14 protein-coding genes are annotated in these 12,013 nt (G+C 71.6%); 8 read left to right on the forward strand and 6 right to left on the reverse strand.

Annotated features, from left to right (window positions below):
• Positions 1 to 37 precede the first annotated feature (37 nt).
• The 5 genes from ACIGJO_RS07385 to ACIGJO_RS07405 all read right to left on the reverse strand — a co-directional run bounded on the left by ACIGJO_RS07385 (position 38) and on the right by ACIGJO_RS07405 (position 5,420).
• The gene (locus ACIGJO_RS07385; RefSeq protein ID WP_399953455.1) at positions 38 to 1,462 is read right to left on the reverse strand and encodes an ATP-binding protein; all 1,425 of its coding nucleotides are present in this window, start codon (positions 1,460 to 1,462) and stop codon (positions 38 to 40) included.
• Positions 1,459 to 2,190, reverse strand: a complete 732-nt coding sequence (locus tag ACIGJO_RS07390; RefSeq protein WP_399953458.1) for a response regulator transcription factor — start codon at positions 2,188 to 2,190, stop codon at positions 1,459 to 1,461. Before ACIGJO_RS07390 ends, ACIGJO_RS07385 begins: the two co-directional genes overlap by 4 nt.
• A 141-nt stretch (positions 2,191 to 2,331) precedes the next feature.
• On the reverse strand, positions 2,332 to 3,387 hold the full coding sequence (locus ACIGJO_RS07395) for a S1C family serine protease (RefSeq protein ID WP_399953461.1): 1,056 nt from the start codon (positions 3,385 to 3,387) through the stop codon (positions 2,332 to 2,334).
• Positions 3,388 to 3,473: 86 nt separating this feature from the next.
• Positions 3,474 to 4,544, reverse strand: coding sequence for a LacI family DNA-binding transcriptional regulator (locus ACIGJO_RS07400; protein WP_399953465.1), 1,071 nt, complete (start codon positions 4,542 to 4,544; stop codon positions 3,474 to 3,476).
• A 24-nt stretch (positions 4,545 to 4,568) separates the two neighbouring features.
• The gene (locus ACIGJO_RS07405; RefSeq protein ID WP_399953467.1) at positions 4,569 to 5,420 is read right to left on the reverse strand and encodes a winged-helix domain-containing protein; all 852 of its coding nucleotides are present in this window, start codon (positions 5,418 to 5,420) and stop codon (positions 4,569 to 4,571) included.
• 273 nt (positions 5,421 to 5,693) lie between these two features.
• Here ACIGJO_RS07405 and ACIGJO_RS07410 point away from each other — a divergent pair, with 273 nt between their 5' ends.
• The 8 genes from ACIGJO_RS07410 (at position 5,694) to ACIGJO_RS07445 (ending at position 11,557) form a co-directional block, all read left to right on the forward strand.
• Complete coding sequence (locus ACIGJO_RS07410; RefSeq protein ID WP_399953470.1) at positions 5,694 to 6,656, forward strand: alpha/beta fold hydrolase; 963 nt, start codon at positions 5,694 to 5,696, stop codon at positions 6,654 to 6,656.
• Between the two features lie 41 nt (positions 6,657 to 6,697).
• Positions 6,698 to 6,952: a MoaD/ThiS family protein gene (locus tag ACIGJO_RS07415; RefSeq protein ID WP_399953473.1), complete on the forward strand. Its 255-nt coding sequence runs from the start codon at positions 6,698 to 6,700 to the stop codon at positions 6,950 to 6,952.
• Between the two features lie 10 nt (positions 6,953 to 6,962).
• Complete coding sequence (locus ACIGJO_RS07420) at positions 6,963 to 8,462, forward strand: hypothetical protein (protein WP_399953475.1); 1,500 nt, start codon at positions 6,963 to 6,965, stop codon at positions 8,460 to 8,462.
• 141 nt (positions 8,463 to 8,603) lie between these two features.
• Positions 8,604 to 9,293, forward strand: coding sequence for a DUF2993 domain-containing protein (locus ACIGJO_RS07425; protein WP_399953478.1), 690 nt, complete (start codon positions 8,604 to 8,606; stop codon positions 9,291 to 9,293).
• A gap of 372 nt (positions 9,294 to 9,665) precedes the next feature.
• Positions 9,666 to 9,746 (forward strand): putative leader peptide, encoded by an 81-nt coding sequence (locus ACIGJO_RS07430; protein WP_350310325.1) that lies wholly within the window; start codon positions 9,666 to 9,668, stop codon positions 9,744 to 9,746.
• Positions 9,747 to 9,902: 156 nt separating this feature from the next.
• A complete protein-coding gene (locus ACIGJO_RS07435; RefSeq protein ID WP_399953481.1) occupies positions 9,903 to 10,742 on the forward strand; it encodes a sulfurtransferase in 840 nt (279 codons plus the stop codon).
• Positions 10,743 to 10,823: 81 nt separating this feature from the next.
• Positions 10,824 to 11,111, forward strand: coding sequence for a DUF1416 domain-containing protein (locus ACIGJO_RS07440; RefSeq protein WP_003968135.1), 288 nt, complete (start codon positions 10,824 to 10,826; stop codon positions 11,109 to 11,111).
• Positions 11,112 to 11,296: 185 nt separating this feature from the next.
• Entirely contained in the window at positions 11,297 to 11,557 is a 261-nt protein-coding gene (locus ACIGJO_RS07445; protein WP_399953484.1) for a DUF3099 domain-containing protein, read from the forward strand.
• Between the two features lie 31 nt (positions 11,558 to 11,588).
• Here ACIGJO_RS07445 and ACIGJO_RS07450 read toward each other — a convergent pair whose 3' ends face one another.
• Complete coding sequence (locus tag ACIGJO_RS07450) at positions 11,589 to 11,951, reverse strand: DsrE family protein (protein ID WP_399953487.1); 363 nt, start codon at positions 11,949 to 11,951, stop codon at positions 11,589 to 11,591.
• Between the last annotated feature and the right edge of the window lie 62 nt (positions 11,952 to 12,013).

Below are 12,013 nucleotides of genomic sequence, written 5' to 3' on the forward strand. Positions count from 1 at the left end.
CCGACGCCCTGAGCCGACGCCCCTAGCCGCCCCCCGGTCAGATCTCCGGCGGCGGTTGTGGTGCGCCCGGCAGGCGGATGGAGGCGACCGTGCCGGGGCCGTTGTCCGGGGCCGGGCTCAGGGTGATCTCGCCGCCCGCCTGCTGGACCGTGCGGGCCACGATCGACAGGCCCAGGCCCGAGCCGGGGAGCTGGCGGGCCGAGGGGGAGCGCCAGAAGCGTTCGAAGACGTGGGGGAGTTCCTCGGCGGGGATGCCGGGGCCGCGGTCCCGTACCGTCAGCTCGCCGCGGTGCAGCACCACATCGACCGTGGCGCGGGGCGGGCTGAACTTCACCGCGTTGTCCAGGACGTTGACGACCGCCCGCTCCAGTGCGGCCGGTTCCGCCCGTACGTACCAGGGGGCCAGCTCCGCCGTGATCGTCAGCTCGGGGCCGCGCAGCCGGGCACGTTGCAGGGCGGCGCGGGTGATGTCGTGCAGGGCCACCACTTCGAGGCGGCCGGGCTGGGCGGCGTCGGGGCGGGCCAGTTCCTGGAGGTCGCCGATGAGGGAGGCCAGCTCGGCCATCTGCGCCTTGACCGAGGTCATCAGGGCCTTGCGGTCGCCCGGCGGGATCGCCCGGCCGGTTTCGTCGCTGCGGGCGAGCAGTTCGACATTCGTACGGAGCGAGGTCAGGGGTGTCCGCAGCTCGTGGCCGGCGTCCGCGATCAGCCGGGCCTGGAGGTCGCGGGAGGTGGCGAGCGAGGCGGTCATGGAGTTGAAGGAGCGGGACAGGCGGGCGATCTCGTCCTCGCCCTCGACCGGGATGCGCACCGTGAGGTCCTCGGTGCGCGCCACATGTTCCACGGCCTCGGTCAGCTCGTCGACCGGGCGCAGCCCGGACCTGGCGACCCACAGCCCCGCCGCGCCCGCCCCGAGCACGCCTATGCCGGAGACGACGACGAGGACCCAGGCGAGGGTGGAGAGAGGCGCGGTGACCTCGCTCAGCGGGCGGGCGACGGAGACGGCGAGCTGGTCGCCCGCCGAGCCGGCACCGACCACGGGCAGCTTGCTGGTGTAGACGCGCATGTTCGCGCCGTCGTCGTTCTCGGTCGTGTGCAGGATGTCGGGCAGCCGTCCGGCCGCCACGGCGATGTCGCCGGGCTGGGCGGGGATGGGCGTGGTGTTCGGTGCCGGGCAGTAGGTGCCGTTCGACGCGACGAGCTGCACGGTGTACTGCCCCGGGAACTCCTGGGCCGGCAGCTTCCCGCCGCTCAGGCAGGCGGTCAGCAGGTCCCGCATCTTGTCGTTGTCCATCTTGGCGCTGCGCAGCGAGTTGTCGAGCTGGCTCTCCAGCTGGGCCTTCGTCACGAACCAGCACGCCGCCGCCACCGCGGCCACCGCCACCGCCACCGCCGTGGCGACCAGCAGCGCCAGCCGGGAACGCAGCGGCAGCGCCCGGAACCGGCGCACCAGGCCCCTCACCCCTCACCGCCGCCGGAGCGCAGCGCGTACCCCACGCCCCGTACCGTGTGGACCAGGCGCGGTTCGCCGCCCGCTTCCGTCTTGCGGCGCAGGTACATCACGTACACGTCCAGGGAGTTGGAGCTCGGTTCGAAGTCGAAGCCCCAGACCGCCTTGAGGATCTGTTCCCGGGTGAGCACCTGGCGCGGGTGGGCCAGGAACATCTCCAGGAGCGTGAACTCGGTCCGGGTCAGTTCGACCCGGCGGGTGCCGCGGGTGACCTCGCGGGTGGCCAGGTCCATCCGCAGGTCGGCGAAGGCCAGGACGTCCTCGTCGGTGACGTCCGCGCCCGCCGAGGACGCGTAGGAGCTGCGGCGCAGCAGGGCCCGGATACGGGCGAAGAGCTCGTCCAGTTCGAAGGGCTTGACCAGGTAGTCGTCGGCGCCCGCGTCCAGTCCCGTGACCCGGTCACCGACCGTGTCGCGGGCGGTGAGCATGAGGATGGGCGTGGTGGTGCCGGTGGACCTGATGCGGCGGGCGGCGGTGAGTCCGTCCATCCGGGGCATCTGGATGTCCAGCACGATCAGGTCGGGGGCGTACGCCTCCGCCTTGGCGAGCGCGTCGTAGCCGTCCACGGCGACCTCGGTGCCGTACCCCTCGAACGCGAGGCTGCGCTGCAGGGCCTCGCGCACGGCGGGCTCGTCGTCGACGATCAGGATGCGCTGTGGATCGTCTTCGGCGTGGCTCATCGCTGCTCTTCCTCTGTTCGTTCCGGCCGGGCGCGGTACCTGACCCGGTACCCGGTGCCCGGCTCCGGAATGTCCGGTACCTGATAGGGAAAGTATCCGGGGTGTCCGGCGCGACCGGGGCGGCGCGGCACCCGGAGCGCGTCAGGATCCGTTGCCCGCCCGCAGTGTGTCGAGGTCGGCCTTGACCGTGTCGACCGGGATGGCGAATCCGAGACCCACGCTGCCCGCGCCGGAGCTCTCCGTGCCGCTCGACGAACTCGGGGAGTACATCGCGGAGTTGATGCCGATGATCTCGCCGTTCATGTTGATCAGCGCACCGCCGGAGTTGCCGGGGTTGAGCGAGGCGTCGGTCTGGAGCGCCTTGTACGTGGTCGTCGAGCTGCCCGTGTCCCCGTTGAACTGCTGTCCGCCGAACTCGAACGGCCACTGGCCGACGCCCCCGCGCTGACCCTGGCCGCCGCCCGGGGTGGAGTCCTCGTCCTTGGCCACCGTGACATCGCGGTCGAGCGCGGAGACGATGCCGCTGGTGACAGTGCCGGTCAGGCCCTCGGGGGAGCCGATCGCCACGACCTGGTCGCCGACCTTCACCGAGGAGGAGTCGCCGAGCGTGGCCGTCTTCAGTCCTCTCGCACCGTTGAGCTTGATGAGCGCGAGGTCCTTGTCGGCATCGGTGCCGACCACATCGGCCGTGTACGTCCTGCCGGTGGAGAGGGTCACCTCGATCCGGGAGGCGCCGGAGATGACGTGGTTGTTGGTGATGATCTCGCCGTCGGACGTGATGACCACGCCGGAGCCGGTGGACCGGCCCGCCGTGGAGGTCGCGCCGATCTCGACGATCGCCGGGGAGACGGCCTCCGCGACGCCGGAGACGGTGCCCGCGCTGCTCTGCGAGACGGTGGTGCCGTTGACGGCGCCGGAGGAGCCGGAGCCGTCCGGCCCGCTGTCGGTGAGCTGCCCGATCAGGGCCGCGCTGCCGCCGCCGACCGCCGCCGCGACGATCGCCACTGCCACCAGGAGCGCGACGGGCCGCCGCGCCCGGCGTGCGGCACGCCCCGGCCGGCCGGAGTCGCCGGGTGCGCCGCCGGACTCGCCCGGCTCGTAGGGGGGCGGCGGCGGGTAGGACGTCGCGCCGTCGCCGTACGAGGGGTACGAGTGGTACGTCGGGTACTCGCCGCTCGGGCGGTTGCTCTCGGTCATGTCTACGAGAGTGGCCAGCGAACATGAGAAGAGGCTGAGTACGTCCTGAGAAGCCCGGCAGAACCTCGTATGTCCCAAATAAAGGCTCAGCGGATTTCCGCCGCGGCACCGCCTCGGCGGACTCCCGCTGCCGGCTCCCCGCACCCGCACGAGCGCCGCACGACCAGCGCCGAGGGGAACTGTTTCAGCCGCTCCCGGCGCGAGCCCGAGACCCGCAGCGAGTCGTCGAGCACCAGGTCCACGGCCGCCCGCGCCATCGCCGGACGGTCCGAGTGGACGGTCGTCAGCGGCGGATCGGTCAGACCGGCTTCCTTCACGTCGTCGAAGCCCGCGACCGCCAGCTCCCCGGGCACATCGATCCGCAGCTCACGGGCCGCCCGCAGCACCCCGATGGCCTGGTCGTCCGTCGCGCAGAAGATCGCCGGGGGCCGGTCCGGCCCGGACAGCAGCCCGAGCGCCACCTCGTAGGCGTCGTAACGGTTGTACGGGGCCTGGAACAGCCGCCCCTCCGTCGAGCGCCCCGACTCGTGCATCGCCCGCCGCCAGCCCTCGACGTGGTCGGCGACCGGGTCGCCGACCGCCGGGGTCGACTCGGTGCCGCCGAGGCAGGCCACGTACGCGTTGCCGTGCTCCAGCAGGTGCCGGGTGGCGAGCTGCGCGCCGCCGACGTCGTCCGTGACGACCGCGACATCGTCGATCGCCTCGGGCCGTTCGTGGAGCAGGACGACACGGGCGTCCCAGGCCTCGATCTCGGCGGCGGCCCGCTCGCTGGGGCCCTGGCTGACCAGGATCAGCCCGGAGACGCGCATGCCGAGGAAGGCCCGCAGATAGTGGACCTCTCGTTCGTCGCGGTAGTCGGAGTTGCCGACGAGGACCATCTTCCCGCGTTCGGCGGCGGCCTGTTCGACCGCGTGCGCCATCTCCGCGAAGAACGGCTGGCGCGCGTCCGGCACGATCATCCCTATGAGGTCGGTCCGCCGCGAGGCCATCGCCTGGGCGACCCGGTCGGGCCGGTAGCCCAGCTCCTTGATCGCTGCGAGTACCCGCTCGCGCGTGGCCGGGGCGACCGGCCTGGGTCCGTTGTTGATGACGTAGCTGACGACCGCGGTCGACGTCCCCGCCAGTCTCGCCACATCGTCCCGCGTCACCTTGGCCACGCGCGGCAGTCTACGCGGATGGACCTACCTCTTGGCAGCTCGTACCGGGGCTTCTTCCGGGACCTGTGAATCGCGGGACTGCTCCGAACGGGGTACGGGTCCCTCGGCCGCCGAAACCGCCGCCCTGATCCTCGCCGCCCGGTCCTTCGCCTCCTGGGCCTTCGCCTCCTGGGCCTTCGCCTCCTCGGCGGCGGCCCGCTCCACCTTCTCCGGGGCGACGAAGCGGTAGCCGACATTGCGCACGGTGCCGATCAGCGACTCGTGCTCGGGGCCGAGCTTGGCGCGCAGCCGCCGTACGTGGACGTCGACGGTCCGCGTACCGCCGAAGTAGTCGTACCCCCAGACCTCCTGGAGCAGCTGGGCGCGGGTGAAGACGCGGCCCGGGTGCTGCGCGAGGTACTTGAGCAGTTCGAACTCCTTGAAGGTCAGGTCCAGGACCCGGCCCTTCAGCTTGGCGCTGTACGTCGCCTCGTCGACCGAGAGGTCCCCGTTGCGGATCTCCATCGGGGAGTCGTCGGAGGTGATCTGCTGCCGCCCGGTGGCCAGCCGCAGCCGTGCCTCGACCTCCGCCGGGCCGGCCGTGTCCAGCAGGACGTCGTCTATGCCCCAGTCGGCGGTGACGGCGGCGAGACCGCCCTCCGTGACCACCAGGATCAGCGGACAGCCGGGTCCGGTGGACCGCAGCAGCTGACAGAGCGACCGCACCTGCGGAAGGTCGCGGCGCCCGTCGATGAGGATGACATCGGCACCGGGGGTGTCGATGAGAGCGGGGCCCTCGGCGGGGGCCACCCGCACGCTGTGCAGCAGAAGGCCGAGGGCGGGGAGCACCTCCGTCGACGGCTGGAGCGCGTTGGTGAGAAGCAGCAGTGAACTCATCGCCGCCCACCTGCCTGGTCGGTCGGTCGGTCGTCTTGCACGGTTCGCTCGCCCATTACGTCGGTCCTCCTCGTTCCCTGCGAGAGGGGCACTCCCGGGTCGGACCCGGGGGAGTATGCGGCACTGCTTCGTACGGTCGTGCGGCTTTACCGGTGCGGTCCCGCGCCCTGGGACCGCTGAGCTTGTCGAAACGTCTCCGTAACAACACGCGGAAAGCACAAAAGGACCCGGGGGCTGCATTGCCCGGATCCTGTTCGCAGCAGAATAGCCCACATGAGTTCTGTGTCCGAGGGCCGATTCCTGAGTTCTTCTGTTTCCTTCCTCACGCCGAACCCCCTTCGCGCCACATTGCTGACCGATGACGGGGTCCCCGTCGAAGCGGTGTACGAACCGTGTACGGCGGGTGCCGGGGCGGCGGGGATCGGGGCCGGGAACGGTGCGCGGACCGATACCGCGATTGTCGTCGCACACGGGTTCACCGGCCATCTGGACCGCCCGGCCGTGCGACGGGTGGCACGGGTGTTCTCCCAGCGTGCGGCCGTGATCACGTTCTCTTTCAGGGGCCATGGAAGGTCCGTCGGACGCTCGACCGTGGGTGATCGCGAAGTGCTGGATCCGGCCGCCGCGGTGGCCTGGGCGCGCTCGCTGGGGCATCGGCGGATCATCACGGCCGGGTTCTCCATGGGCGGCTCCGTGGTGCTCCGGCACGGTGCGCTGTATACGGCTGATCCGGCTGCGGAATCCGTCCGGGATTCGCCCCGGGATTCCGTCCGGAATCCGATACGCGGTAGTACGGCCGTTCGAACGGCGCCGTGTCGGGTACCAGCGCTTCAAGGGCGCGCGGAGGCGCATGCCGACGCGGTCGTCGCTGTGAGTGCTCCCGCGCGCTGGTACTACCGGGGCACGGCCCCGATGCGCCGCCTGCACTGGGTGGTCACCCGGCCCACGGGCCGGCTCGTGGGCCGCTACGGCTTCCGCACCCGTATCGCCGACGAGGACTGGGACCCCGTACCGCTCTCCCCGGTCGGCGCGGTCCCGCTGATCGCGCCCGCCCCGCTGCTGATCGTGCACGGCGACCAGGACCCGTACTTCCCGCTCGACCACCCCCGGATGCTCGCCGAAGCCGCCGGGGAGGGCGGCGCGGGCCTGTGGCTGGAGCGGGGGATGGGGCACGCGGAGAACGCGTCCGACGAGATCCTGCTCACCCGCATCGCCGACTGGGCGGCCGCGGCGTGACCCATCATGGACAGCTGACGCACGACGAAAGGGGTGGCGCCATGGCGACGGGGACGATCCGTTACTGGGCTGCGGCCAAGGCGGCCGCGGGGACGGCGGAGGAACCGTACGCGGCGGCGACACTCGCCGAGGCACTCGACACGGTGCGCGAACGGCACTCCGGTGAGCTGGTCCGCGTACTGCAAAGGTGTTCGTTCCTGATCGACGGTGACCCCGTCGGGACCCGCGGCCATGAGACCGTACGGCTTGCCGAGGGCGGCACGGTCGAGGTGCTCCCGCCGTTCGCAGGAGGGTGAACCGCAGACCATGAGCAGCAGCAGCGACAACAGCGATCAGCAGTATCCGCAGCCGTACGGTGAGCAGCCGTACGGCCAGTCGTACGGGGACCAGTCGTACGGGAATCAGCCGTACGGCGGCCAGCCCTACGGTGACCAGCCCTACGGTGACCAGTCGTACGCGGGGCAGCAGCCCCAGCAGGTCCAGCAGCCCCAGCAGCAGTACGACGGTCGGTCCTACGGTGGTCCGGCGTACGGTGCCCCCGCCCACGGGCAGCCGCAGCCGCAGCAGCCGTACGGTGACCAGGCCGCCCCGTACGACGCCTCCTCCCACTGGCCGACGGGGCAGTCGGAGCCGGGGGCCTTCGACCAGGGTGCGACGCAGACCTGGCAGGCGCAGACCTGGGACACCCAGTACCAGCCGACGATCCAGCCGGTCCAGCAGCCGGTGCAGCCCCCGGCGCACCAGCAGCCCGCACAGCACCAGGCGCACCAGCAGCCCGCACAGCACCAGGTCCAGCACCAGGCGCACCAGCAGCCCGTGCAGCACCAGGTTGCCGCTCCGGCGCCGTACGCCGCCGATGCCGCGTATCCGCCGGCGCAGGGCGCCTCGGGTTCGTATCCGCTGCCGCCCGAGGTGCCGGACACCTCCCGTACGGCGCCCGCCTCCGCGCAGCCGCCCGTGTCCGCCCCCGCCCCCGCACCGGCTGCGGCGTCCTCGGCGGCGCTCGACGCCTCCGGGTTCAGCGCGCCCACCACCCTCGGCAACAGCCGGATCACCGATGCCCAGCGGGCCCGTGCCGAAGGGCGCTCGCCGATCATCGCGCCGGGCATGCAGCCCGCGGCGATCACCGCCGGGCTCGGCCTGCTGATCTCCCTCGGGGCCGCGATCGGCCCGTACGCCCTGCTCGTCCCCCTGATCCTGCTCCAGGCCGTGACGGCCGCGGGCTGGTTCCGGCTCAACGGCATGTGGCCGGCCCGTCAGGGCATCGCGCTCGCCTTCGCCGGCGGGCTCGCCGCCGATGTGGCCCTGCTCGCGGCGGGCCGGGAGAACGGCCCCGGCGCGCTCCTGGGCACCCTGGGCGTCTGGGTGCTGCTCACGGTCGTTCTGCAGCTGCGCAGCCACGCGGGTGCCGACGAGCGGATGTACGGGCTGATGGCCACGGTCGTCTCGGCCGCCCTCGCCGTGCTCGCCGCCGGGCATCTGGCGGCCGTCCCGGACGCCGTGACGGTGGGCGGGGTCGCGGTCGCGGCCGCGGTGCTCGTCAGGGCGCTGCCGCTGCCCGGTGCGGCGTCGGCCGTGATGGCGCTGCTCGCCGCCGCGGGGGCCGGTGCCGTGATGGGCGGCTTCACGGACTTCGGGGCGAAGGCCGCGCTCCTCGGGCTCGCGGCGGGCGTCTGCGCGCTGATCGGGCTGCGGGTGGCGAGCTACGACTATCCGTCCCGGTTCGTCCATATGACCGCCGGAGTGGCGCTGCCGCTCACCGCCGCGGCTCCCGCCGTGTATCTGTTCGGACGCCTGGTCGGCTGAGGCGCGAACCGGGAACCGGCCGGGGGTTTCTGATCGTCGATCACCCCGGGTGTCCCGTGCGGCCGCAGTAGGCTCACGGGCCCAGGGGGCCGGTCGGGTCCCACGGGGGCCCGGTCGGGTCAGGGTGGGGGAGCAACGGGCATGCGAGCACTGCGAATACTGCTGGTCGTCCTGGTGGTGCTGGGCGGCCTCTTCGTCGCCGTCGACCGCGCCGCGGTCTACTTCGCGGAGTCGGAGGCCGAGGGCCGGGTCCGGATCAGCGGGGGCAGCGCGGGCTCCACGGACGTCTCGATCAAGGGTTTCCCGTTTCTGACGCAGATCGCCGATTCGCGGCTCGACCGGGTGGATGTCGGCCTCACCGGCATCACCACCAGCGCGGGCGGCCGGGTGATCCGGGTCAGCGAGATGCGGGCCCAGTTGCACGACGTGGAGATCGGCCCCGGCTACTCCAGCGCGACGGCCGCCCGTGCCACGGGCACGGCCGTCGTCAGCTACCAGGACCTGACCTCCGCGGCCAACGAGGGCGTCGCCGTCGAGTACGGCGGCAAGGGCAAGGTGAAGGTCACCGGCACGGTCGACATCCTCGGCCGTCCCCTCTCGCGCAGCGTGCTCTCCACCGTCACCCTCGTCGACGGCCGGACCATCCGGGTGCACGCGGACGAGGTCCCGGGTGAGGGCATCCCCGGTCTGGAGGACATCGTGCGCGGCAAGACCGACTTCGAGCGGAAGATCGGCGGGCTGCCGGACGGCCTGAAGCTGGAGAAGATCGAGGTCACCCCCGACGGGCTGGAGATCTCGGTGACCGGTTCGAACGTGGCTCTCACCGGCTGACACGGCCCCGGGCCGGGAAACGGCCGGGAAACCCGGCCGGGAAACCGGCCCGGAGGCGGCCCGGAGGCGGCGAGGGGAAGTCCGGGCGCCGACGGGGTGATACGACCGGCGTCCGGCGGTGGCGGTGCGCCCCCCGGGCCTTGATGCCTGAGCCCTGAGCCCTGAGCCCTGAGCCCTGAGCCCTGAGCCGGATCCCTGATCCAGATACTGAGACGTTCACGTCCGGCCCTCAGATGAACGCCGAGCCCGCGTCGCCGCATCCGCGTCCCCGGCCCTCGGTCATCGCTCCGCCGTCCCGGATGGCGGACGATCCCGTCTCATAATGCGACACGACGGTGACATCTCCGCCCGTACCTCCCTACGATCGGACACATGAAGCGACAGGCGGATCTCACGAAGCGGCGGGCAGTAGACCTGTGCCGCGTCGCCGCCATGCTCTGTCGCACCTTCTGAGCGGGACGTCTTCAGCGTTCTGCTTCCCCCCAGGCCCTTGGACCACTGTCAGGGCCGAGCCAGTGCCACGTACGCGCCCCGCTCCGCGCATCTGCGCGTACACCCCGCGCCCGCACTCCGCACCACCCCGTCGCAGACTGCCCCGGAGGAGAACACATGAGCCGCAGTGACGTCCTGGTAGACGCCGACTGGGTCGAGGCCCACATCGACGACCCGAAGGTCGCCATCGTCGAGGTCGACGAGGACACCTCGGCCTACGAGAAGAACCACATCAGGAACGCGATCCGGATCGACTGGACCACGGACCTCCAGGACCCGGTCCGCCGTGACTTCGTCGACCAGGCCGGCTTCGAGAAGCTCCTGTCCGAGAAGGGCATCGCGAACGACACGCTCGTCGTCCTGTACGGCGGCAACAACAATTGGTTCGCCTCGTACGCGTACTGGTACTTCAAGCTGTACGGCCACGAGAACGTCAAGCTTCTCGACGGCGGCCGCAAGAAGTGGGAGCTCGACTCCCGCGACCTGGTCGACACCGTTCCGGCCCGCCCGGCCACCTCGTACAAGGCCAAGCCGCAGGACGAGTCGATCCGCGCCTACCGCGACGACATCGTGGCGGCCATCGGCAGCCTGAACCTGGTCGACGTGCGGTCGCCCGACGAGTTCAGCGGCAAGCTGCTCGCCCCGGCGCACCTCCCGCAGGAGCAGTCGCAGCGCCCCGGCCACGTGCCGAGCGCCCGCAACATCCCGTGGTCGAAGAACGCCAACGACGACGGCACCTTCAAGTCGGACGACGAGCTCAAGGCCCTCTACGAGGCCGAGAAGGTCGACCTGGCGAAGGACACCATCGCGTACTGCCGCATCGGTGAGCGCTCCGCGCTCACCTGGTTCGTGCTGCACGAGCTGCTCGGCCAGGAGAACGTCAAGAACTACGACGGTTCGTGGACCGAGTACGGCTCCCTCGTCGGCGTGCCGATCGAGCTCGGCGCCGCCAAGTAGTACCGCAGCGCAGTTCCGCGACGCGTGTGCGCGGGACCGCTCGACCGATCAGCAGGACTTCGACCAGAAGGACAGAACACCATGTGTGGAGCACAGGCCGGCGGCCCCGACGCTTCGACGATCAAGCCCGGTGAGACCACCATCCAGGGCAGCGTGACCCGCGACGGCGAGCCCGTCACCGGCTACGTCCGTCTGCTGGACTCGACCGGCGAGTTCACCGCCGAGGTCCCGACCTCGGCGACCGGGCAGTTCCGCTTCTACGCGGCCGAGGGCACCTGGACGCTTCGCGCCCTGGTCCCGGGCGGCAGCGCCGACCGTACGGTCGTGGCGCAGACCGGCGGCCTCTCCGAGGTCGCGATCGCCGTCTAGTTCCGGCGGACGCGACGCGCACGCCGCGCGGCGCATGACCGGCCGAAGGGCCGCACCCCAGGGGGTTGGACGCCACCTGAGCGGGGGTGCGGCCCTTCGCGCCGTCCGGGCCGGGGCCGTACCGTGCCGCGACCCGGAGAACACGTGCTCTGGGCCGCGCGCGGAACCGGGCCTACGCTGGAGGTATGTACGCCCGGCGCCGTCGTGGCTATTTCCTGATGATGGGCGGATGCATCGTCCTCTTCGTCTCCGCCTGGGCCTTCGTACGCCTCTGGTCGATGCCGGTGGCCATCGGGATGTGCTTCGTCGCCATGGTCATCCCGCCGGTCGCGGCGATGGTCGCGAACCGGCGCGGCCCGGAGGACCGTTGGTGGGACGACCCGTCCGGCGACCCGAAGTCCGACGAGTGGTGGGACGAGCTCGACGGCAAGAAGCGCCGCCAGTAGGCGGGCCTCCCGGCGGACGCGGGAGTCGTCCTCAGTAGACGAGGGCCTGGGTGTCGTCGGCCATGGCTTCCTGGACGAAGACCTGGGCGCCCGCGATCCGCACGCCCTCCAGCAGGTCCTTCTCGGTGAGGTCGCGCCGCGCCGCGCACTGCGTGCAGAGCGTGATGCGCCCGCCCGCCAGGATCGAGTCGAGCAGATCGGGCAGCGGCGCGGCGTGCGGCAGCTCGAACTCGGCGGCGCGACCGGGCAGGGCGAACCACGAGGACTCCCCGGTCAGCCACAGCGAGACCTCCACACCACTGGCGACGGCCACGGCCGCCACGGTGAAGGCCTGGGAGCAGCGCTCGGCGGATTCGGCCCCGGCGGTCACCTTGATCACGAGCTTCTTCGGCATATGCCGAACTGTAATGGGCGGGCGCGCAACCTCCTCAGGCGCCTGTGGGTCAGCTGTGTGCG

This window comes from Streptomyces sp. NPDC079020 (assembly GCF_044542225.1).
GTDB lineage: Bacteria > Actinomycetota > Actinomycetes > Streptomycetales > Streptomycetaceae > Streptomyces.